Origin of the sequence: Methylobacterium sp. Leaf102 (assembly GCF_001422425.1) — a bacterium.
GTDB lineage: Bacteria > Pseudomonadota > Alphaproteobacteria > Rhizobiales > Beijerinckiaceae > Methylobacterium.
Window position 1 is genome coordinate 101,533 of sequence record NZ_LMMX01000037.1, and the last position, 21,354, is coordinate 122,886.

26 protein-coding genes and 1 tRNA gene are annotated in these 21,354 nt (G+C 68.3%); 18 read left to right on the top strand and 9 right to left on the bottom strand.

Annotated elements, in window-relative coordinates; translation table 11 throughout:
- Window positions 1-90: 90 nt before the first annotated feature.
- Window positions 91-1,068 (bottom strand): L-threonylcarbamoyladenylate synthase, encoded by a 978-nt coding sequence (locus ASF27_RS16595; RefSeq protein WP_056361794.1) that lies wholly within the window; start codon window positions 1,066-1,068, stop codon window positions 91-93.
- Between the two features lie 194 nt (window positions 1,069-1,262).
- Between ASF27_RS16595 and ASF27_RS16600 the strand changes: the two genes are divergently transcribed.
- The 10 genes from ASF27_RS16600 (at window position 1,263) to ASF27_RS16645 (ending at window position 9,969) form a co-directional block, all read left to right on the top strand.
- Window positions 1,263-3,014 (top strand): acyl-CoA dehydrogenase, encoded by a 1,752-nt coding sequence (locus tag ASF27_RS16600; protein WP_056361797.1) that lies wholly within the window; start codon window positions 1,263-1,265, stop codon window positions 3,012-3,014.
- 72 nt (window positions 3,015-3,086) lie between these two features.
- Window positions 3,087-3,842 carry an enoyl-CoA hydratase-related protein gene (locus ASF27_RS16605; protein ID WP_056361800.1) on the top strand — a complete coding sequence of 252 codons (756 nt, stop codon included), beginning with the start codon at window positions 3,087-3,089 and terminating at the stop codon, window positions 3,840-3,842.
- Window positions 3,839-4,687, top strand: coding sequence for an SDR family NAD(P)-dependent oxidoreductase (locus tag ASF27_RS16610; protein WP_056262199.1), 849 nt, complete (start codon window positions 3,839-3,841; stop codon window positions 4,685-4,687). Before ASF27_RS16605 ends, ASF27_RS16610 begins: the two co-directional genes overlap by 4 nt.
- A gap of 9 nt (window positions 4,688-4,696) precedes the next feature.
- The gene (locus tag ASF27_RS16615) at window positions 4,697-5,569 is read left to right on the top strand and encodes an NAD(P)-dependent oxidoreductase (RefSeq protein WP_056361803.1); all 873 of its coding nucleotides are present in this window, start codon (window positions 4,697-4,699) and stop codon (window positions 5,567-5,569) included.
- Window positions 5,570-5,579: 10 nt separating this feature from the next.
- The gene (locus ASF27_RS16620; protein ID WP_056361806.1) at window positions 5,580-6,584 is read left to right on the top strand and encodes a magnesium transporter CorA family protein; all 1,005 of its coding nucleotides are present in this window, start codon (window positions 5,580-5,582) and stop codon (window positions 6,582-6,584) included.
- Window positions 6,581-7,042 (top strand): hypothetical protein, encoded by a 462-nt coding sequence (locus tag ASF27_RS22420; protein WP_156467563.1) that lies wholly within the window; start codon window positions 6,581-6,583, stop codon window positions 7,040-7,042. The genes ASF27_RS16620 and ASF27_RS22420 overlap by 4 nt, the downstream gene beginning before the upstream one ends.
- Window positions 7,039-8,559 carry an ImmA/IrrE family metallo-endopeptidase gene (locus tag ASF27_RS16630; RefSeq protein ID WP_056361814.1) on the top strand — a complete coding sequence of 507 codons (1,521 nt, stop codon included), beginning with the start codon at window positions 7,039-7,041 and terminating at the stop codon, window positions 8,557-8,559. Before ASF27_RS22420 ends, ASF27_RS16630 begins: the two co-directional genes overlap by 4 nt.
- 60 nt (window positions 8,560-8,619) lie before the next feature.
- On the top strand, window positions 8,620-9,384 hold the full coding sequence (locus ASF27_RS16635; RefSeq protein ID WP_056361817.1) for an SOS response-associated peptidase: 765 nt from the start codon (window positions 8,620-8,622) through the stop codon (window positions 9,382-9,384).
- 144 nt (window positions 9,385-9,528) lie between these two features.
- A complete protein-coding gene (locus ASF27_RS16640) occupies window positions 9,529-9,732 on the top strand; it encodes a hypothetical protein (protein ID WP_056173473.1) in 204 nt (67 codons plus the stop codon).
- A gap of 15 nt (window positions 9,733-9,747) precedes the next feature.
- Complete coding sequence (locus ASF27_RS16645) at window positions 9,748-9,969, top strand: alkylphosphonate utilization protein (protein ID WP_056305958.1); 222 nt, start codon at window positions 9,748-9,750, stop codon at window positions 9,967-9,969.
- A 78-nt stretch (window positions 9,970-10,047) separates the two neighbouring features.
- On the opposite strand, the gene ASF27_RS16650 is transcribed toward ASF27_RS16645, so the two are convergent.
- Window positions 10,048-10,305 carry a hypothetical protein gene (locus tag ASF27_RS16650; protein WP_056173479.1) on the bottom strand — a complete coding sequence of 86 codons (258 nt, stop codon included), beginning with the start codon at window positions 10,303-10,305 and terminating at the stop codon, window positions 10,048-10,050.
- A 286-nt stretch (window positions 10,306-10,591) separates the two neighbouring features.
- Here ASF27_RS16650 and ASF27_RS16655 point away from each other — a divergent pair, with 286 nt between their 5' ends.
- The 5 genes from ASF27_RS16655 to ASF27_RS16675 all read left to right on the top strand — a co-directional run bounded on the left by ASF27_RS16655 (window position 10,592) and on the right by ASF27_RS16675 (window position 15,865).
- Window positions 10,592-12,400: an adenine deaminase C-terminal domain-containing protein gene (locus ASF27_RS16655; protein WP_056361820.1), complete on the top strand. Its 1,809-nt coding sequence runs from the start codon at window positions 10,592-10,594 to the stop codon at window positions 12,398-12,400.
- A 253-nt stretch (window positions 12,401-12,653) separates the two neighbouring features.
- Window positions 12,654-12,839 carry a hypothetical protein gene (locus ASF27_RS16660; RefSeq protein ID WP_056173484.1) on the top strand — a complete coding sequence of 62 codons (186 nt, stop codon included), beginning with the start codon at window positions 12,654-12,656 and terminating at the stop codon, window positions 12,837-12,839.
- A gap of 89 nt (window positions 12,840-12,928) precedes the next feature.
- A complete protein-coding gene (locus tag ASF27_RS16665) occupies window positions 12,929-13,132 on the top strand; it encodes a hypothetical protein (protein WP_347379640.1) in 204 nt (67 codons plus the stop codon).
- A gap of 324 nt (window positions 13,133-13,456) precedes the next feature.
- Window positions 13,457-14,584 carry a COX15/CtaA family protein gene (locus tag ASF27_RS16670; RefSeq protein WP_056362188.1) on the top strand — a complete coding sequence of 376 codons (1,128 nt, stop codon included), beginning with the start codon at window positions 13,457-13,459 and terminating at the stop codon, window positions 14,582-14,584.
- A 600-nt stretch (window positions 14,585-15,184) separates the two neighbouring features.
- Complete coding sequence (locus ASF27_RS16675) at window positions 15,185-15,865, top strand: hemolysin III family protein (protein WP_056361822.1); 681 nt, start codon at window positions 15,185-15,187, stop codon at window positions 15,863-15,865.
- 31 nt (window positions 15,866-15,896) lie between these two features.
- Here the strand turns inward: ASF27_RS16675 and ASF27_RS16680 are convergent, their stop codons facing one another.
- Window positions 15,897-16,769, bottom strand: coding sequence for a GH25 family lysozyme (locus ASF27_RS16680; RefSeq protein ID WP_082479241.1), 873 nt, complete (start codon window positions 16,767-16,769; stop codon window positions 15,897-15,899).
- A 201-nt stretch (window positions 16,770-16,970) separates the two neighbouring features.
- Here ASF27_RS16680 and ASF27_RS16685 point away from each other — a divergent pair, with 201 nt between their 5' ends.
- The gene (locus ASF27_RS16685; RefSeq protein ID WP_056305950.1) at window positions 16,971-17,423 is read left to right on the top strand and encodes a DUF488 domain-containing protein; all 453 of its coding nucleotides are present in this window, start codon (window positions 16,971-16,973) and stop codon (window positions 17,421-17,423) included.
- Window positions 17,424-17,431: 8 nt separating this feature from the next.
- Here ASF27_RS16685 and ASF27_RS16690 read toward each other — a convergent pair whose 3' ends face one another.
- The 5 genes from ASF27_RS16690 to ASF27_RS16710 form a co-directional block, all read right to left on the bottom strand.
- The gene (locus ASF27_RS16690) at window positions 17,432-17,638 is read right to left on the bottom strand and encodes a DUF3606 domain-containing protein (RefSeq protein ID WP_056361828.1); all 207 of its coding nucleotides are present in this window, start codon (window positions 17,636-17,638) and stop codon (window positions 17,432-17,434) included.
- Between the two features lie 86 nt (window positions 17,639-17,724).
- Window positions 17,725-17,889, bottom strand: coding sequence for a hypothetical protein (locus tag ASF27_RS16695; protein ID WP_056262172.1), 165 nt, complete (start codon window positions 17,887-17,889; stop codon window positions 17,725-17,727).
- 119 nt (window positions 17,890-18,008) lie between these two features.
- Complete coding sequence (locus tag ASF27_RS16700) at window positions 18,009-18,191, bottom strand: DUF3606 domain-containing protein (RefSeq protein WP_056361832.1); 183 nt, start codon at window positions 18,189-18,191, stop codon at window positions 18,009-18,011.
- Window positions 18,192-18,555: 364 nt separating this feature from the next.
- A tRNA-Leu gene (locus ASF27_RS16705) sits at window positions 18,556-18,640 on the bottom strand.
- Window positions 18,641-18,780: 140 nt separating this feature from the next.
- Window positions 18,781-19,083, bottom strand: coding sequence for a FliM/FliN family flagellar motor switch protein (locus ASF27_RS16710; protein WP_056173501.1), 303 nt, complete (start codon window positions 19,081-19,083; stop codon window positions 18,781-18,783).
- A 78-nt stretch (window positions 19,084-19,161) separates the two neighbouring features.
- Between ASF27_RS16710 and lipB the strand changes: the two genes are divergently transcribed.
- Together lipB and ASF27_RS16720 are read left to right on the top strand one after the other, a co-directional pair.
- Window positions 19,162-19,914 carry a lipoyl(octanoyl) transferase LipB gene (gene lipB / locus ASF27_RS16715; RefSeq protein ID WP_244481027.1) on the top strand — a complete coding sequence of 251 codons (753 nt, stop codon included), beginning with the start codon at window positions 19,162-19,164 and terminating at the stop codon, window positions 19,912-19,914.
- 110 nt (window positions 19,915-20,024) lie between these two features.
- Complete coding sequence (locus ASF27_RS16720; protein ID WP_056361835.1) at window positions 20,025-20,354, top strand: hypothetical protein; 330 nt, start codon at window positions 20,025-20,027, stop codon at window positions 20,352-20,354.
- A 29-nt stretch (window positions 20,355-20,383) separates the two neighbouring features.
- Here ASF27_RS16720 and ASF27_RS16725 read toward each other — a convergent pair whose 3' ends face one another.
- On the bottom strand, window positions 20,384-21,271 hold the full coding sequence (locus ASF27_RS16725; protein ID WP_056173505.1) for a cation diffusion facilitator family transporter: 888 nt from the start codon (window positions 21,269-21,271) through the stop codon (window positions 20,384-20,386).
- Window positions 21,272-21,354: the final 83 nt, after the last annotated feature.

Sequence of the window (21,354 nt, forward strand, 5' to 3'; positions counted from 1 at the left end):
GAGGCAAAAGGCCATTTGGGGGCTGAACTGGCCTTCGTTCTAGTCAAACGGACCAAGGCTCCGAAAGGTTCCACCCCCGTTGAAAAGATTTCAGCGTGGAGCCGCGGCACGGCGCAGGCGATCGTTGATCGCCTCGCCGAGTCCCGTCTGCGGGATCGGCGCGACGGCGATGGATTCCGTGCCCGAGGCATCGAGACTCCGCAGGGCGGAGAACAGGTTGGCGGCCGCCTCGGCGAGATCGCCGCCCGGGCTGAGGTCGAGGGAGGCGCGCGCCTCCGTGACCGCGGGCATCCCGCCGAACCGCAGCACGGCCTCGCCGGCCGCCACCGTCGTCGCGTCGAGGCGCACACGGGCACGGGGCGCATAGTGCGAGGCGAGGAGGCCGGGCCCGATGGGACGCGCGCTATCGTCCGGAGCCGGGCCGGCGACGGCATAGCCCAAGATGCGTTCGAGGTCGCCCCGCGTCACCCCGCCCGGCCGGAGCAGGCGTGGGGAACCGTCGAGGCAGGCGACCACCGTCGATTCCACACCCACCGGCGCCGTACCCCCGTCGAGGATCGCGTCGATCCGCCCATCGAGGTCGGCACGCACATGCGCGGCACGGGTGGGGCTGACCCGGCCCGAGCGGTTGGCCGACGGCGCCGCCACGGGTCGGCCGACCCGGGCGAGGAGATCGCGGGCGATGGTGTTGCCCGGCACCCGCAACGCCACGCTCGCCAGGCCGGCACGGGCGAGATCGCAGACGGTGCAGCCCGGGCCGGCCGGGACCACGAGGGTGAGGGGACCGGGCCAGAACGCGTTCGCGAGGGCCAGGGCGGCGTCATCGAACACCCCCTGCACCTGGGCCGCGGCGAGATCCGCCAGATGCGCGATCAGGGGGTTGAAGCGCGGGCGTTCCTTGGCGGCGTAGATCAGGGCCACGGCCGTCGGGTCGGTGGCATCGGCGCCGAGGCCGTAGACGGTCTCCGTCGGGAAGGCGACGGTGCGCCCGAGCCCCAGCAGCCGTGCCGCCTCCAGGATGCCGGCCTCGTCGGCGGCGAGGCGCAGGCTTGACCGGAGATCGTTCATATCTAAACTATCCCTGGAGAGCGGAGCGGCTGGGCCGGGTTAAGCCGTTGCCCCATTGAAGCTTCCCCGCGCAGGGCGATCTCGGAGCCGGCCGGTGCTCTAGCGTCCGGCCGAGGCTTGCGTCAAACACGGGCGGCGAACGATACGCCAAGCGCGTCAAGCGCGACACAAGAAGACGCTCATAGGGAGCTTCCATGACCTACCGCGCCCCGGTCTCCGAGATGCTGTTCGCCCTGCGCCACGTCGCCGGGCTGGACGCGACCCTGGGCGAGGCCCTGACGCTTGACGATGTCCGGACCATCCTGGACGAGGCGGCCCGCGTCGCCGACGGCGTCATCGCACCCCTGAACCGCGTCGGCGACCGCCACGGCACGCCCCTTACCGACGGCGCCATCACCACCGCGCCGGGCTGGCGCGAGGCCTACCGGACCTGGACGGAGGGCGGCTGGAACGGCCTGTCCGCCGATCCGGACCACGGCGGCCAGGGCCTGCCGCTCCTCCTCAACGCCGCCTGCACGGAGATGTGGAACGCGGCCAGCATCGCGTTCGGCCTGTGCCCGCTGCTCACCGCCGGCGGCATCGAGGCCCTGGCGCAGCACGGGTCCGAGGATCTGAAGGCGCGCTATCTCGGCAAGCTCGTCTCGGGGGGGTGGACCGCGACCATGAACCTGACGGAGCCGCAGGCGGGCTCCGATCTCGCCCTGCTGCGCAGCCGCGCCGAGCCCGTCGGCGATGGCCGCTACCGCATCGTCGGCGCGAAGATCTACATCACCTACGGCGAGCACGATCTCACCGACAACATCGTCCACCTCGTGCTCGCCCGGCTCAAGGACGCACCGGCGGGCACCCGCGGCATCTCGCTGTTCCTCGTGCCCAAGATCTTGCCCGACGGCAGCCGCAACGACCTGCGGTGCTCGGGGCTCGAGCACAAGCTCGGCATCCATGGCTCGCCGACCTGCTCCATGGCCTTCGGCGACGCGGGCGGCGCCATCGGCTGGCTCATCGGCGAGGAGAACCGCGGCCTCGCCTGCATGTTCACGATGATGAACTCGGCCCGGCTCAATGTCGGCCTGCAGGGCGTCGGCATCGCCGAGCGGGCGACGCAGGCCGCCCTGACCTACGCCCGCGAGCGCCGCCAGGGAAAAGCGCCGGGCGCGCAAGGCCCGAGCGCCATCGTCGCGCATGCCGACGTCCAGCGCATGCTGCTGACCATGAAGGCCTACACGGCGGCCGCCCGCGGCATCTGCTACCTCACCGCCGCCGCCCTCGACGCGGCAAAGGGACCGGAAGGGCAGGGCGCCCACGATCGCGCTTCGCTCCTCACCCCCGTCGCCAAGGCGTTCTCCACGGACATCGCCAACGAAGTCACGTCGCTGGGCGTGCAGGTCCATGGCGGCATGGGCTTCGTCGAGGAGACGGGGGCGGCCCAGCACATGCGCGACGCCCGCATCCTCGGGATCTACGAGGGCACCAACGGCATTCAGGCCATCGACCTCGTCAGCCGTAAGCTGCCGCTCCAGGGCGGGGCCACGGTTCGGGCCCAGATCGCCGGCCTGCGCCGCGTGGCGGAGGGGCTCCTGAAGGATGCCGATTCGGCCTACGGCCATATGGCGGCCCGCTTGCGCGCCGGCATCGAGAGCCTCGACCGGGCCACCAGCTTTCAGCTGGCGGCGCTCGCCTCGAACCGTCCGGAGACGGCGCTCGCCGGGGCGACGCCGTATCTGCGCCTGTTCGGCCTCGTCCAGGGCGCGGCCTGCCTCGCGCGGGAAGCCCGCGCCGCACGGGCCGCCCTCCAGGCCGGCGAGACCGATCCAGCCCATGCCGGGCGGATCGCCCTGGCGCGGTTCTTCGCCGAGAACGAGCTGACGGCGGCGAGCGGCCTCGCCGACAGCGTCATCGACGGCGGTGGCTTCACCGAGACGGCAGCCCTCGCCCTGGCGGGGTGAGCGCGGGACGCCCCTCCCGCGGAGGGGAACGGGACCGCGCGCAGGGAACGGCAAGACAGGCGAGACAGCACCATGACCGAGCACGTCGTCATCGAAGACACCGGCGGCGTCCGCCTCATCCGCCTGGACCGGCCCGATAAGCTCAACGCCCTGACGAGCGCCATGTACGACACCCTGCGCGAGGCCCTGGCGGAGGCCGACGCGTCAGGGGCCATCGGCGCCGTGGTGTTTTCCGGCTCACCCGGAGCGTTCAGCGCCGGCAACGATCTGTCGGACTTCGTCGAGGCCTCGCGGCACCCGTTCGAGGATTCGCCGGCCCTGCACTTCATCCGGCAGCTCGCCCGGACCCGGACGCCCATGGTGGCGGCCGTCGATGGGGTGGCGGTCGGCATCGGCGCGACGCTCACCCTGCATTGCGACCTCGTCTACGCCAGCCCGGCGGCGCGCTTCCGCATGCCGTTCGTGGAACTCGGCCTCGTACCGGAGGCGGGATCGAGCTACCTGCTCCCACGCCGGATCGGCCTGCAGCGCACCACCGAAATCCTGCTGTTCTCGGAAGCCTACGATGCCGACGAGGCCGTGCGTCTCGGGCTCGCCAACGCCGTCGTTCCGGCCGACCTGCTCCTCGACCACGCGCTCGCCAAGGCCGCCCGCCTCGCCGCCCTGCCGGGGGGACCGCTGCAGGCGACGCGCGCCCTGATCCGGGGGGATCAGGCCGCCCTGGAGGCGGCGGTGGAGACGGAGGCCGTGGCCTTCGAGGCGCGCCTGCGCTCGCCGGAGGCTCAAGGCGCCTTCGCGGCCTTCCTCAACCGGTCGCGCAAGGCGTGAGCCCGGCGCCCGATCTTCGCGCCAAGGTCTGCCTCGTCGCCGGGGCATCGCGGGGCGTCGGGCGCGGCATCGCCCAGGCACTCGGCGAGGCCGGCGCCACGGTGATCGTCACCGGCCGCTCCAGCGAGACCGGCCCGCGCACGGACGGACGGCCCGAGACCGTGGAGGACACAGCCCGAATGGTCGACGCCGCCGGCGGCACCGGCCACCACTACCTCTGCGACCACACCAGTGAGCGGGCCGTCGACACCCTGGTCCACTGGGCCTTGCGCCGCTTCGGCCGGATCGATGTGGCCGTCTCCAGCGTCTGGGGCGGGGCCGAGGGCTATGACGGCGAGCGCTATCCCGACGGGGCCGCCTGGGGCACCCCGTTCTGGCGCCGCTCGGCCGAGCCATTCTCGGAGTTCTTCGGCAGCGGACCCTATCCGGCACTGCTGCTCGCCCGCGCGGTGGCGCCCGCCATGGTCGCGGCGAAAGCCGGCCTCGTCGCCATCGTGTCGTTCGACACTGGACCCGGCTACCTCGGCGACGTGTTCTACGATCTGGCCAAGGCGACCACCAACCGCCTCGCCTTCGCCTGCGCGCAGGAACTGGCGCCGCACGGTGTCACGGCCCTCGGCCTGTCGCCGGGCTTCGTCCGCACCGAACGGGTGATCGATGTCGGGCACGCCGACATGGCCACGGAGAGCCCGCTCTATGCCGGCCGCGCGCTGGCGGCGCTCGCCGCCGACCCGGACGTCGCCGCGCAGGCCGGGCGCATCCTGCATGCGGGCGACCTCGCCGCCCGGTACGGCTTCACCGATGCCGACGGCACGCGCCCGGCGCGCTTCCACATCGGACCCTGAGAGGACGCCATGACGGGACCCAGCAGCGGATCACTGAAGGGCAAGACCCTGTTCATCACCGGCGCCTCGCGCGGCATCGGGCTCGCCATCGGCCTGCGGGCGGCGCGGGACGGCGCCAACGTCGCCATCGCGGCGAAAACCGACGTGGCCCATCCGAAGCTGGAGGGCACCATCCACACGGCCGCCGCTGCCATCGAGGCTGCGGGGGGGCGGGCCCTGCCGCTGATCGTGGACGTGCGCGACGAGGACGGCGTCGCCGCCGCCATCGCCACCACGGCGAACACCTTCGGGGGGATCGACATCGTCGTGAACAACGCCAGCGCCATTTCGCTGACCCGTACGCCCGAGACGGAGATGAAGCGCTTCGACCTCATGCACGGGATCAACACGCGTGGGACCTACATGGTGTCCAAGTATGCGATCCCGCATCTCGAAAAGTCCGAGAACCCTCATATCCTGATGCTGTCGCCGCCCCTCGACATGGCGGAGAAATGGTTCGCGCCGCACCTCGCCTACACCATGGCGAAGTTCGGCATGTCGCTCTGCGTCCTTGGGTTGGCGGGCGAACTGCGCCGTCAGGGCATCGCGGTGAACGCTCTGTGGCCGCGCACCACCATCGCGACGGCGGCGGTGAGGAACCTTCTCGGCGGCGAAGCCCTGATGCAGGCGAGCCGCACGCCCGAGATCATCGCGGACGCGGCCCACGCCCTGTTCGGCCTGCCGGCCCGGGAGACCACCGGGCGCTTTCTTATCGACGACACGTTCCTGGCGGAGCAGGGTGTCACGGACTTTACAAAATACCGCGTCACACCCGACGTCCCCCTTGCTCCGGACTTCTTCGTACCGGATGCGAGTTCACCGCCTCCCGGGGCCCTCGCCTGAGACGTAACCCGTGATCTTCATCCACCAGCCGGTCGCCGGCGCCGGGCAGACCCTGCTCGAGCGCACCTCCCTCGAATTGCAGGACCCGATCCCCGACGACACCGTGTGGCTCGACATGATCCGCCCGACCCGGGAGGAGGATCTGAAGGTCGAGGCCTTCATGGGCATCTCGGTGCCGACCCGCGAGGAGATGAAGGACATCGAGCCCTCCGAGCTCCTCTACGTCGAGGACGGGGCGCGCTACATGACCGGCCGGGTGCTGAGCAAGGTCAGCGACGGCGACGAGCCGGGGCTGGCCGGCATCACCTTCATCCTGCGCGGCAACCGCCTCGTCACCGTGCGCTACGAGGAGCCGCAGGCGTTCCGGATGTACACCCAGCGCGCCGGGCGCTCGACGGGCAACGGGCCCTCCGCCATCCCGTCCGGCGAGACCATCCTCGCCGGCCTCATCGAGACGGTGATCGACCGGGCGGCGGACGTGCTCCAGCTCCAGGGCGAGCGCATCGACCGCCTGTCGGGCAAGATCTTCGAGGAGAAGGCCGACCCGTCCGCCCGCAACACCGCCCTGCAGGACACGCTGCGGGCACTCGGGCGCCACGGCGACCTGATCTCGAAACAACGCGAGAGCCTCGTTTCCATGGAGCGCATCCTGCTCTCGCTCTCGGCGACCTACCGCACCGCCAAGGCTCCGCGCGAGCTGCGCGAGGACGTGCGCTCGACCCTGCGCGATCTCCAGTCCCTCGAGGAGCACGCCACCTTCCTGTCCTCGAAGATCCAGTTCCTCCTCGACGCGACCCTCGGCCTCGTGAACCTCGAGCAGAACAACATCATCAAGCTGTTCTCGGTGATGGCGGTGGTGTTCATGCCCCCGACCCTCATCGCCTCGATCTACGGCATGAACTTCAAGGCAATGCCGGAACTCGACTGGGGTCTCGGCTACCCGATGGCGGTGGTGATGATGGTGGTCGCCGCCGTGCTACCTTACGTGTTCTTCCGCTGGAAGAAGTGGCTGTGAAAGGGATCCCGGGCCGCATCGGGAAAGCACCGCAATCCCAGGCCGAAGCACTGCCCGTACCGACCTATCGCGGATCGACCAAGCACAAGAACCGCCCGGCCGACGGCGCCAAAGGGACATTGTGCCCCGAATGGACTCATCGAAGCGACGCGGGCGGCTTGAGCAACGATATGGACACACATCCCTGGACGACGACGCGAGCGACCGCTCTCTTCACATCTGCGACCGTGGACGCTGGAAGCGGTCGCCGCTTCGCCACGCAGAACGGCGTCGCGTTCGAGGCGAAGCCGACGCAGGATGGAACGTGGCATGGCTACCCCGTGCCGTGGGAAACCGTGCCGCCTGATATCAAGGATGCGTGGCTCGATACTCGACAGGTGACGAGGAAACAGATCAAGGTCTTCATGAGGTTCGTGAAGTCCGATATCCATTGGGCTTTGAGGACGGATGAAGGATGACGGGACTGGCGACCTTCGGCGACCCGTCACGGTTCGCGATCACCATCGGCTGGATCGACGATCCGGAACCCCGTGACCGCCGTCCGGAGCATGGAGGCTGGTCCAGCGGCGTGTTTCGCCTAACCATCGGCGGACTCGTGATCACGCGTCACGAGCAGAACGAAGGCGAATGCGACGACGTTCGCTGGTACCTGCTCCCGCTGTTCGAATGGCTGGCGGACCACTGGGTCTCGCTCCTGCACGAAGAACATTTCGCGTGGCGCGAGAACAGCGCGGCTCCTGCCGCGACGGCGACCTTTTTCATGTTACGCCGCCTCATGGATGCCGATGATCCGGACGGGCGGCAAGCTTATCGGGAGTGCCGAGATTGGTGGCTCCGCCATGCGCTTCGCGCCGCCGATCCGAGTGCGCTCCTTCCGGATCTGTACTTCCGCCGCTTTGGCGACGACATCGAACTCTCATGGACGGCGCGTCAGCCACATCATCCGCCCGATGGATATAGGCTGATCCTGGAGCCGGGTGCAGCGACCTTATCCGTCGCCGACGTCGCCGGTCCCTTGTGGGAGGCTTTGGCGTGGTTCGTCTCGACGGCGCGGGTCGATCTGCCGGAAGATCGGCTTTCGATCAAACGAATCGAAAGCCGCATCGCCCACCTTGGCGCATCCCCCATCGAAGACCTTGAGGCAGGATTTCTGTCGCAGTCCTTGATGCGGCGCGTGTCGACAGCGCGCCGACAGCGAAATCGAGGCGATAGGAGTGTGCGGATGGACGTCGCACCAGCGATCGAACGTCTCGATGACGCGGTGCTCATGTTCGGTGGCGTCAGTCCGGATATCGGACCGCTCGACTTCGAGGCCTTACTCAGCTTCCTCGGCCAGCAGTCTGGCGGACGGGAGTCCGATAAGCTCACTGCTCTCGTCGATGACGGAATCGGCGCTCCCCTCACTGCGCCCCACGAGGAAGGCTACGATCTCGCCGAAGCCCTGATCGACGATCTCGCGCTTTCGGACGATGCCGATCACGTGGACATTTTATCCCTCGTCAAAGATTTCGGCATCAAGGTCGAAAATCACCTCCTTGAGACCCTCTCGATCCGGGGAGCCGCCATCGCGGGCATTGGTTACGCGCCTGGAATCCTGATCAACGAGGCCAGCCCTTACAACGGGACCGAAGCAGGGCGCCGATTCACCCTGGCCCATGAACTCTTCCATATTCTCTACGATCGGAGCCGCGCTCGGCGCGTCGCCCATACCAGCGGTCCATGGGCGCCGCCGGGAATTGAGAAGCGTGCCAACGCGTTCGCGGCAATGCTGCTCATGCCCCGGGCCTTGGTTCGTAGAGTACTCCCCCGAGGCCTGAGAAACTGGGACGATCTGGTAGCCGCAGCAGCGTCCCTGCGAGTAAGCCCATCGACACTCATCGAGCACCTTTATAACACACACTTCATCGATGATATGATGCGAGATGATCTCAGGTCTTCTTCCAGACCCACATACGCCACCAACTATCAAAATTAACCGCCTGCTTTCGAATAGATAACTGCCGGTGATCACAATAAATCGTAGGATCCGGCTCTAATGTGTGGACGCTACTTCGCCCTTCAGGCGCCAGAAATCTATCGCCTCTTCTACGGCTATGCCGAGCAGCCGAACTTTCCGGCGCGCTACAACATCGCCCCGACCCAGCCGGTGCCGATCGTGCACGTCGAGAACGGGAGCCGGCATTTCCGGCTCGTGCGCTGGGGCCTGTGGCCGAGCTGGCTCAAGGATCCGAAGGACTTTCCCCTCGTCATCAACGCCCGTGTGGAGACGATGACCGAGAAGCCGACGTTTCGCGGGGCCCTGCGCCACCGCCGCTGCGTCTTCCTCGCCGACGGGTTCTACGAGTGGCGCCGCGAAGGCACGGGCAAGACGGCGACGAGGACGCCGTTCATGATCCGCCGGGCCGACGGGGCGCCGATGGCGCTCGCCGGTCTGTGGGAGAACTGGCTCGGGGCCGACGGCTCGGAGATCGATACGGCAGCCATCGTCACCACGGGCGCCAACGGGCTCATGGCGGCGGTCCATGACCGCATGCCGGCGATCCTGTCGCGCGATCAGGTCGAGCCCTGGCTCGACACGCGCGGCGTCGAGCCCGCTTCGGCCGCCGCCCTGTGCCGGCCATGCCCGGACGACTGGCTGACGCTCGATCCCGTGAGCCCGCGCGTGAACGACGCCCGCAACGATGGGCCGGACCTCGTCGTGCCGCTGGAGCAGCCGAGGGGTGCACCTGAGGCCCCAGGCATTCCGGCGAAGGATCGGCCGCGCTCCAGCGACGAGGATGCGCAGGGCTCGCTGTTCTGAGACCGGCCGTTCCGAAGGGCGCCGTGATTTCCGACGTTGCGTCGGGGGGCCAAAGGCGGCATCGCTCGCAACACTGCGTGCGGGGCCGAGACGGTCCATCGGCCGGTTCGGCCCCGCACGACCACAGAACGGGGAGACGAGACCATGACGCCCGAGGACATCGCCGACCTGAACCGGGCACGTGCCAGTCTGGCCCGGCAGCGCAGCGCCCTGTCGAAGCGCATCGGCGCCAGCGAACTCGCCGCCGCTTCGGCCGCCGAAGACCTGATGCGCATCCTCCTCGCCATCGAGGCGGTCGACCGGGCCCTGACCGATGCGGGACAGCCCTACACCCCGCCGATGGCCTGACGGCGCGACACGGTCATGGACGAGACCAAGGATTCGAACGGCACCAAGCTCACGGACGGCGATGCGGTGACCCTGATCAAGGACCTCAAGGTGAAGGGAACCTCGACGACCCTGAAGCGCGGGACCCTCATCAAGAACATCCGCCTGACCGGCGATCCCGAGGAGATCGAGTGCAACGCCGAGAAGGTCAAAGGCTTGGTTCTGAAGACACAGTTCCTGAAGAAGGCCTCGTCCTGAGGCGAACCCGGTCCTGAGGCGAACCCAGGCGCGGGCGGCCGTTGCTTCGGACCGGCCGCCCCGGGAGCCTTGGTCGCTTCAGTCGCCCGTCACGGCGCTCGGCACGCGGATCGGCGAACGGGTCAGGCTCCGGATCGGCTTCAGCGGCCGGCCCGACTTCTCGGCGATGACCCGGTCCTGCTCCTCGATGATCTCCCGCGCCGGGGCATCGCCGTCGAGGCCGCCGAGGATTTCCATGGGGACGCGCCGGTTCGAGGCGCGGGACTCGTCCTCGTAGAGGACATCGAACAGGACGGAGCCACGCTCCTGCGGTTTCGACTTCGTGCGTTTGGCCATGACGGGACGATGCTCGGACGCTGGAACAAAGGGATAGGGCAAAAGCCAACGGCCACGGAGAGGCCCGAGGTGCGCGTACATCCGGCGTCACCCCAAACCGTCATCGTGGCCGTCTCCGGTCGAGCGACGTGGGTCGCGACCGGCATGGGCCTTAAATGGGATCGCGACGGGCGGTTGGCAACCCGTTTCGGGGCCGGCCGTGCCGACTCCCTGCGGGATCTTGGCACGGGCCGTGCCCCTCGGCAGGATCGCGTGAGCGACAGCCGCGGATGCCCAGGGAGCCGGCATGACCGAGAAACCAAACCTGACGCGCTTTTCCGTCGCGCCCCTCGCCAGCATGACGCGGCAACTCGCGGCCGTGGCCTCGGGGCGGGCCGAGCCGGATCGCGTCCTCACCGGGGGCCGCCTGCTCTCCACCTATTCGGACCGCATCCTGCCCGACCGTGAGGTCTGGATCGGCGGCGGCCGCATCGCCGCCATCATGCCGGCGGGAACCTATCGGGGCCCGGCCGAGCGTATCGACCTCGGCGGGGGCCTTCTGGCGCCGGGCCTCGTCGATCCGCACCTGCACATCGAGAGCAGTATGGTGACGGCCTGTGCCTATGCGGAGGCCGCGCTCCTCAACGGCACCACCACCATCGTGTGCGACAGCCACGAGATCGGCAACGTGCTCGATGTGAACGGCGTCGAATGGATGCTGGAGGATGCCCGTCAGGCCCCGCTCAACATCTATCTCACGGTGCCCAGCACCGTGCCGGCGACCTCACCCGATCTGGAAACCGCCGGCGGCGACCTGACGGCGGCCAAGATCGCGGCCCTGTTCGACCAGTGGCCGGAAGCCATCGGCCTCGGAGAAAAGATGGATTTCGTCGCCGTCTGCGAGGGCGATCCGCGCGCGCACGCCATCATCGCGGCATCGCTGGAGCGTGGACGTCCGGTCTCCGGACACATCTACGGGCGCGGCTTCGTGTCCTCCTACGCGGCCAGCGGCGTCACCGACACCCACGAGGCCATCGACCGGGATATCGCCGACGACCTCCTGGAAGCGGGAATCTGGATCTACCTGCGCGGCGGGCCACCGACGACGCCGTGGCACAGCCTGCCGAAGGCCATCGGCACGGTGCTGGATTACGGTGCTTCGGCCAAGCGCGTCTGCGTCTGCACCGACGACCGCGACGCGCAGGACCTCATCGCCTTCGGTCTCGACTGGGTGGTGCGCGAGGCCGTGCGCCTCGGCATCCCGAAGGCCCAGGCCTGGGCCATGGGCTCGCTCCACCCGGCGACGCGCTACGGCCTCGACGGCGAGATCGGCGGGTTCGGCGGCGGACGACGCGCCGATCTCGTCCTCCTCGACGACGATCTCGTGCCGCAATCGACCTGGTATGGCGGGGAATGCGTGGTGAAGGACCGGTCGATCACCCCGCTCCTCGACGCCGCCCTGTCGCAGCCCTACCGCTACCCGGCCCCGGCCTACGCGACGGTGCACCTGCCCGATCCGCTGCCGGGCCTGGTTCCGGCGTTGCCGGCGGGTCCGGTGCGGGTCAACGCCATCCGCACCACGCTTCCGGGCATCGAGCTCACCCACGAGGTGTTCGACCTCACCCCCAGCGCCGACTGGCCGACGACGCTGGCCGCCAACGACCTCACCTTCGTCACGGTGATCGAACGTCACGGCCGCTCCGGCACCGTCGCGCACGGGCTTCTGCGGGCGTTCGGGCTGAAACGCGGCGCGGTGGCGAGCAGCGTCGGCCACGATTCGCACAACGTGATCGTCGCCGGCTTGAACGAGGCCGACATGCGCGTGGCCCTCGACGCCATCGGCATCATCCAGGGTGGGGTCTGCGTCGTGGAGGACGGAGCCGTCGTCGCCCTGGTGCCCCTGCCGGTCGCCGGTCTCCTCTCCGACAAGCGGGTCACGGCGGTGGCCGGAGAAGTCCGTGTCCTGAAGGACGCCTGGACGCGCGCCGGGTGCACCATTCCCTATATGGGGTTCAACCTGATCCCGCTCTCGGTGATTCCCGAGATCCGCATCACCGACAAGGGCCTCGTCCTCGTCCCGGGGATGCGCATCGTGCCCCTGTTCGAGGCCTCCTGAACCCGGTGTTATTTTTGCCGGCTCGCGAGGAACTGGCCAACCCTAGCGCGGGTTGTAAGTCAGGGTCTCAACAGCCTCGCTTCCTCCCAAGCCTTTCAAACAGCCTGTTCGCCCAAGCGGCGGCGGGCTGCTTCTTTTTGCGCCCTCGCGCGTTGAGAGGTTCCTGTGTCCACGAGCAGCGAAGGGCGCGGGCCGGGGCATCGGCGAGCCCCTTTATCGGCAGGCCCACGGCCCGATTCCCCGGAGCGACTCCATGCGTAGCCTACTCACCCTCGTCATCGTCGGCGCCATCGCGTTCATCCTCGTCGGGATGTACGTGGCGCCCTCGCAACCCGACATGCGAGCCTGGTACCTGCGCAATGCCTGCGAGCATCTCGATAAGCTGAGCCCGAAGATCTGCGAGCCCATGCGCGAGGCCGACGGGGCGCGACGCATCTGAGCGCCCTCGCACGCGCTCGCGACTGGTGGTTCCGCGACCGACGCACCGGCGCGATCACCGTCGCCCAATGGCCGAATGCGCCGCTCGTGATGTTCGGCCTCTGCGCTGGAGCGGACTGGGCTTTCGCCCCGGCTGGGCCGGCGGGGACGGTTTTGCGGGGTGTCGGCCTGGGGGCGCTGGTCGTCTGGGCCGTCGACGAGGTCGCCCGCGGCGTCAATCCCTGGCGGCGCTGCCTCGGGGGCGGCGTGCTGGTCGGCCTCGCGCTCCGGTGGACCATGGCCGCCATGGCGTGAGGCCGCCCGTGGCGTGAGAGCGCCTCGACCGTCACGCTGTGTTTGACCGCTTGCGGTGCGGCGCCAGTGGCCTATCATCGGGCATCGTCACGCGGAACGAGGCAATACGGATGGCCTTCTTCATCGGAATCGCCTGCCCCTGGCTCGTGGTGGCCTTCCTCGATCTCATGGCGCTGAACCGCAGCCGGGAGTTGGCCGCCGCCGAATAGCGGCCTTCCGTACGAGGCCGCTGCGTCCCCAACGGGCGTTGCCCTCGCGCGAGCCTGCGTCTACCTCCCCGGTCTCCGATAGGGATCGTCGGGTGGCGGACGGGATGGCGCGATGATGTCCAGACATGCAGCCGGCCAGGAGCACACGCGCCGCGCGGGCGAATACCGTGCCGTACGTGTCTGGCTCTACGTGCTCGCGGCTCTCGTGGTCGGCATGGTGGCCGTGGGTGGGGCCACGCGCCTCACCGGCTCCGGGCTATCCATCACCGAGTGGCGTCCGGTCACGGGCGCCGTCCCGCCGCTTTCGGCAGAGGCCTGGACGGCGGAGTTCGACAAGTACAAGGGCACTCCGCAATACCGCATCCTCAACCAGGGGATGGGCCTATCCGACTTCAAGACGATCTACGCCTGGGAATGGGGCCACCGGTTCCTCGGACGCTTCGTTGGCCTCGCATTCTTCCTGCCCCTGCTGTGGTTCTGGTGGCCTGGGCTCCTGAGCCGGCGCCTCGGGCTCGGACTCCTTGGCCTCGGCCTCCTCGGCGGTCTCCAGGGCGCCATCGGCTGGATTATGGTCGCGTCCGGCCTCGAGCCTGGCATGACGGCGGTCGCCCCGCTGAAACTCGCCCTGCATCTCACCACCGCGAGCCTCATCCTCGCCGGTCTCGTCTGGCTCGCCGCCGGCCTGCGCGCCGCCCCCTCCGCGCCGGTGCCGGCCAGGCTCAACCGCACCGCCGTGGCCGTGATGGCCCTGGTGCTGGCGCAGATCTTCCTCGGCGGCCTCGTCGCCGGATCGAAGGCAGGCCTCGTCTACAACACCTGGCCGGGGATGGACGGTGCCTTCGCGCCGCCCCTGGCCGAGTTGTTCGCCGTCCGGCCTTGGATCGAGAATTTCGTCGACAACCATGCCCTGGTGCAACTCGACCACCGCCTGATCGCCTATGTCCTCCTTGCCGTGGCAATTCTCCATGCCGTCGACGCGCGGCGGACCCTGCCGGGCAGCGGCACGGCACGGCGCGCCACCGGCGTGGCCGTCCTCGTCCTGGCGCAAGCCGCCCTCGGGATCACGACCCTGCTTCTCGCGGTTCCGCTCTGGGCCGGGCTGAGCCATCAGGTCTTCGCCATGGCGGTGCTGACGATGGCGACGGTCCACGCCCGCCTGAGCCCCGGTGTGACGGCTCGGCCGATGTGCCCGGAAGCGGCACCGGCCTTCGGCTTCGAGGCCTTGACCAACCGCGCGACCTGATCCCGCCGAACGGAATTCACGCGCGCGGGACGGATTCCAATCCACCGCCTTCTCGCGCTCCGTGTCGACGCGCACGCGGCTCGGGAGAGGGCGCTTCCCTCGGCCGCCAGGGTACACCATCGTTCGGAAGCCGCGCATTATTGCGATGCAGCGAACCCGATCGACGCACGCGCGTTACGCCTCCGGCGACGCTCGGCATTTCGCGTTCTCTCCGCGCCCAACGAACGAGGACCACGACTGCATGACGCTTGGTAAGCCTTTGGTAGAGCCCATTTCGAGCACCGAAACCGTGAAGATCGAGCCCCGGTCTTCGGCAAGACCTGTCCGCCGTCACACACGCGATCGCCAGACGCGTCGCATCGTCTTCGGCCTCACGGGTGTGCTGGGAATCGCTTGGGCCGTTGTGATCGCGAGCCGCTACTCCGGACTGCTTCCGGGGTAGGCCAAGCCACACCCGGGCAGGCGCGAATCCGTGTCACACGCTGCCGGAAGCGTGTCGGCACGAAGCTATTCCTGTGGACAGCACGAACTCGGTAGTTTTCGCCGGGAACGCTCCGGCACGGCCGAGCGTAGCTTTCGTATGACCGATCGGAGTCAGCGATGTTCCTGGCAGAGGATGGACGCCCCGCGGGGCTGAACTGGAACTACACCCGACGCGAGCTTCTCGCCGACGGGATCGTCCACTTCCTCGGCGTGGCCCTCGGCCTCGCCGGGGCCATCGCGATCGTGATCCTCGCGGCCCTGACGCTGCTCCCGGCCATCGATCAGGCGGCGGTCGCTGTCTACGGCGCCGCCCTCGTCTCGATGCTCGGCGTTTCGGCGACCTACAACATGTGGCCGGTGGGCCGCCGGAAGTGGCTCCTGCGCCGTGCCGATCACGCGCTGATCTATCTCATGATCGCCGGCACCTATACGCCGCTGGTCGCCCTGGTCGGCACCGGCGCCATCGCCTGGGGCCTACTCGCCACCGTGTGGCTGGTGGCCGGCATCGGCATAACCCTCAAGCTGACGCTGCCGGGACGCTTCGACCGGGCCGCCATCGGGCTCTACCTGCTTCTCGGCTGGAGCGGACTGGCGGCCTACGATTCGGTGATCGCGCGGCTCGAGCCCACCGCCCTGTGGCTGCTCGCCATCGGCGGACTGCTCTACTCCTTCGGCGTGGTGTTCCACGTCTGGCGCAGCCTGCCGTACCAGAATGCCATCTGGCACGCCTTCGTACTGGCCGCCACGGCCTGTCACTACGGCACGGTGCTCACCACCGTGGTCCAGGCCGGGGCCTGAACCCTTCGGACGTTGTGTCGTTTCGCCTCCGCTACTTGCCGGCGCAGAGGCCCCGTCCGGATAGGGAATGGTGGTCGCGCGGGTCGCAGTCGGTGGCCAGGAACGAGGCCCATTCGGCCGTCGATCCGTAGAAGGCATTGCGGTCGACGTCGCCGCGCACGCCCGGCACCCGGCCGGTGGAAGTGAACTGCCACAGCATCCACTTGCGCTTGGCGAAGCGCTGCTCGGGCTCGGCCGCGGTGGAGCGGACCCAGTGGGGGTAATCCGGCAGCTCGTCCTCGAGTACGTCCTTGTGGAACGTGATGTCCGTGTAGATGATCGGGCGCTTGCCGGTGTAGCGCTCCATCTCGTCGAGCATGTAGCGGATCATTCCCAGCGCCTGGGCCTTCGGCAGCTTCTTCGGGCAAAGCTGCGAATGGCCGTTCCACTCCACGTCGAGAACCGGGGGGAGGGCGGTCGGATCCTGCGGGACGTTCTTCTTGAACCACTCGATCTGGTCCTGGGCCGAGCGGCACCAGAACACGAAATGATAGGCCCCACGCGGAACGCCGGCCCGGGCCGCACCGTCCCAATTCGCGCGGAACCGCTCGTCGACGTGGTCGCCGCCCTCCGTCGCCTTGATGAAGGCGAACTGTGTGCCGGCCGCCCGCACCGACGTCCAGTCGATGGGGCCCTGCCACTTCGAAATGTCGATGCCCTGGATCGGATGCTGCTTGGCGCGCGCGACGCCGGGATGGGGCTTCACGTCGCCCTTGGTCGGATAGAAGTCCGTCGCCGTGCCGGAGCAGGCGGCGAGGCCCGCGAGAAGGGCGATTCCGGCGATCCGGCTCGCCCACCCACCGAGGCGCGTTTCACCACGGCGGGTACGGCGGACGGTCGGGGCAGTCCTGTTCGTCAGCGACATCAATGCCCGGCCCATCACTTTCCACGAACGCAACAACGGGTAAGGGATGCCCGTGCGCGGTTAACAGAGCTTTGACGGCAATGCGGCGGTTTTCGGGAAGTCGTGACCGGTCAGCCACATACGCCGCAGGTTCCACGGTTGGCCACAGGCCGGAAGACACCTAAGTCCCGCTCGAAACGCAGCATTTGCAGAGGAGGCCGGATGCGTAAGACTGTGTTCACCATCGGCTACGAAGGCCTCGATCCCGAGCGCTTCACCCTGGCCCTTACGGATGCCGGGGTCGGGACACTCGCCGATGTCCGCGCCGTGGCGAACTCGCGCAAACGCGGGTTTTCCAAGGGCGCCCTGAAAGCCGGCCTCGAAGCGGCCGGTCTATCCTACAATCACGCCCGGACCCTTGGGACCCCGAAAGCCGGTCGGCAGGCCGCGCGAGCGGACGACCCCGCGCTCATGCGCCAGATCTACTGTGAGGAGGTCCTCGACACCGCGGATGGCAGCCTCGCCCTAGACGCCCTGTGCGACCTTGCCGCCCGAAGTCCGACCTGCCTGATGTGCTTCGAGCGCGACCCCGCCCGCTGCCACCGCCGGGTCTTGGCCGAGCGCATGGAAGCGCGCGGCTTCGTCACCGTCGATCTCTACGGGGTGGACGTCTAGGAATGCCGTCAGACGATGCCGCCGCCATCCTGCGCCGGCCAGGACTTGCCGAGATGGGCCGCGACGGCGCTAGGATCCTCGCCCACCGTGGCGACGGCGTCCTCGACGGCTTCCACCGGGACCTCGAAGTAGCGCGCCCAATAGGCCCGCGTCCAAGGCTCGGTGACGTTCACCGATCTCGGGGCATGCGGATCGGGCTTCAGGTTCTCGTTCATGGGGCGTCCACGGTCGGGGGGCTTGAGACAAGCACCGGATCAACGCGACCCGGTGGGCCGCGGTTCGGTGGCGTCCGGAATGCCGCTCACGCTTCCTTGCCGTCCTTCACCGCCGCATCGTATCCGGCCGTCCATTGCGCGTGCGCCTCGGTGCCCTCCGCATAGGGGCAATCCTGGCGACGCAAACCTTTGCGCGGCGCATGGAAGCCGAGGGTATAATGGTCGAGGTTGTCGTCTGGCATCTGGGTCATGTGCGGTAACGTCGAACTTGCGCGCGGGCTCCCGAAGTGCCGTCGCCCGTTCCGGCGACGCGGCGTCGGGTAGGGGAGATGCCCCAACCGCCGCGTTCGGCGTGCGCCGACCGGATCGCCTATCGCTTCTTGCCCAGCTCCGCGGCGATGTCCTTGACCATGCGGCCGGCCTTCCGATGCGCGGTGGTGAGCTGATCCTGCGTGACGCCCCATCGTTTCATCCAGAACTCGACGGCCTTGCGCTCCGACAGATCGAGCCGGTCCTTGTCGATGAAGTCTCGCTTGTCCTTCAACCCGGCCATGTCCGTTCCTCCAAACCAAAGGCGTGCCGCTCGCAGGCCCGCATGCGAAAGTTTCTCGGGGGGCTCGGAGGCCGGCCGGGCCGTGCGGTCGTGAAGGTCCAGGGTTACCGCCAGCCGCGCCGAACCCGGAGCGGTGGCGATCCCACTCCGCTCCGACAGACGCCAGCACATCCGGCTCCGAAAGAATCGGACCTCGGACAACCCACCGATTTCGCAAAGCCACGCGGGAGAATGTATGATCTTCGCGCTCGTCACCGAGCGAGGGAACATCGCCGACCGTTGCGGCGGACCTGTTCCCAGAGCCGAGGTCGGCGGATAAATCCTCGCCACACCTCGGAAGTCTCAAGCACCAACATCGTTATGTTGGTGCGGCCAAGAGGACTCGAACCTCCACCCCTTGCAGGACTAGCACCTCAAGCTAGCGCGTCTACCAATTCCGCCATGGCCGCATCGTCGTCACCATCGTCTCGAAGCCGGCCCGGTCGGGCGAGGCGTCCGTTTCGTCTGGCGCGGCGCAGCAACTAGCAGATGGATCTGGAGCCGACAAGCGGGTTTGCAGGAAATCGCGGGTTTGCAGGAAATCGCGGCTTCAGAGGAAATCGACGCCGTCGAGGACCGGAACAGCGCCTTCGCCGATGGTGACCCCGGGCAGGCGCACCACCTCCGCCTTGCGGATCAGCTCGGTGACCTCGACGGAGATGCGGTTTCCCGTCACCACGATCTGGCCCCGCGCGATCGGATGGTCGTTGGCCAGAATCTCCACCATATCGCTCTCCGTGGCTTCGAGTTCGATGACGGCGCCGCGCCCCATGCGCAGCAGGATGTGCAGTGGCATGTGCCGGCGCCCGAGAACCACCTTGAGGTCGACCTTGAGATCTTCGAGAACCGCCACGCGACCCGTTCCTTCACCCTGGGGAGCGCGCACCCGCACCGGCCCCGGAACCGACTGTCCATGCGCGATGGTGAAGCCTTGGTAAACAAATCGCTAATCGCCCCACGGCTCGGCGTCCGAACCGGGGATTTCTTCGCCCGCGCCGGTTCGCCGCCCGTAGAATGGCGGATCAGCGACGTGCCGGTCCCCTACGGGGAGGCCGTCGTCTACATGGAAGCGAGGGCCGCCGAGATCGCGGCGGGGCAGGCCCGGGAGTGCGTATGGCTGCTGGAGCATCCGCCGCTCTACACGGCCGGCACCTCGGCGCGGGCGGCCGACCTCGTCGATCCAGAGCGTTTTCCCGTTCATCGGACCGGCCGGGGCGGGCAATACACCTATCACGGTCCCGGCCAGCGGGTGGCCTACGTGATGCTCGACCTCAACCGCCGGCGCACGGACCTGCGCGCCTACGTGGCCGCCCTGGAAGCGTGGGTGATCGCAACCCTCGAGGCCTTCAACGTCCGGGGCGAGCGGCGCGAGGACCGCGTTGGCGTCTGGGTGCGCCGCCCTGAGAAGGGGCAGGTCGACGGCGAGGGAGTCGAGGACAAGATCGCCGCCATCGGCATCCGGGTTCGGCGTTGGGTGAGCTTCCACGGCATCAGCCTCAACGTGGAGCCGGATCTCGCGCACTTCACCGGCATCGTGCCCTGCGGCATCACTGGCCACGGCGTCACCAGCCTCGTCGATCTCGGCCATCTCGTGACCCTGCCGGAGGTGGACATGCAGCTGCGCGCAGCGTTCGAGGCGATCTTCGGGGAAACGCTACAACTCAGGGTCGATGGAGCACCATAGCGCCACCACCGGGCTTCGGCGCATACTCCATACTGCTGGATCAGTATGGACGGCGCATTCTATCACGCGAAGACCATCGTTGCGTCAAAGCAGCGGTTACCAGGATTTCCATGGAGACGCTCTTGGTCCTTCTCGTCCTCCTGTTCGGTCCAGCGGTCGCACTTACGATTTGCGGTAGCCTGTTCGGTCGGAGAGCGGCCGTCGCCCTTTGGCGATACGCGTTTGCTTGGCTCTACGCGGCCGTGATCCTCTACGGCAGTGCGGAACTCGCCTGGTGGACCTTCGCCATCGGCGTCGAGGAAACCGATAGTGGTCCGCTACACTTCGCTAACACAGTCGTCACAGGTCTTCTGATCATCTCGGCCGGATTCACGTGGTTCGCCGCCCGCATCCAGATATCGGAGTCGAAAACGGCAGCCCCGCCCGGCGCAATCCGATAGTGTTGGGAACCGAGGACCGGATGCGACTGTCATACCACCGGCACCCCACGCCCCTTGGCCTGCTCGCCCGGCTCCACATGGATCACCACGACGGCGCCCTCGACGGCGCCCTCGATGGCCGCTTCCAGGCGGTCGCAGATCTCGTGGGAATCCCGCACCGTCATCTCGCCCGGCACCACGAGGTGGAAGTCGATGAAGGTGGCCTGCCCGGCGTGGCGAGTCCGGACGTCGTGCGCTTCCAGGGCGCCCTCTCCGTGGAGCGAGATGAGTTCGCGGATCTTCGTCACCATCTCGGGCGGGGCGGCACGATCGAGGAGGCCACTCACCGAGTCGCGCACCATGGTCCAGCCGGACCACAGGATGTTGAGGGCGACCAGACCGGCGATGATGGGATCGAGAACCGCCGCTCCCGTGAGGAGTACGAGGCCGAGACCCACGAGTACCCCCAGGGAGGTCACCACGTCGGCCATGACGTGGCGGGCATCGGCCACCAGGGCCGGCGAGCGCCAGGCCTTGGCGCGGCCCAGGAGATAGACCGCCCACACCCCGTTGATCGCCGTCGCGACGCCGTTCACCGCCAGACCGAGGACCGGCGCGTCGAGGGGCTTCGGATCGAGGATGCCGTGGAACGCCTCGCGCAGGATCAGCATCGCCGCCGCGATGATGAGCGCGCCCTCGATGACGGCGGAGAAGTACTCGGCCTTGTGGTGGCCGTAGGGGTGATCGTCGTCGGCCGGGCGTGCGGCCACCCGCAGGGCGACGAAGGCGAAGGCCGCCGCCACCACGTTGATGATGCTCTCGAGGGCATCGGAGTAGAGCGCGAGGCTGCCCGTGAGGGCGAAGGCCGCGAACTTGACGCCGGTGACGAGGGTGCCGATGGCGGCGCTCGCCAGGGCGGCCTTCTGAGTGCGGTCCATCACGGCATTCCAGGGTCGGGGTCGGGGTCCGATCGAACCCGCCCTTACGCGCCCGCACGCCCCCAAGGCCACGGCAAAGGTTG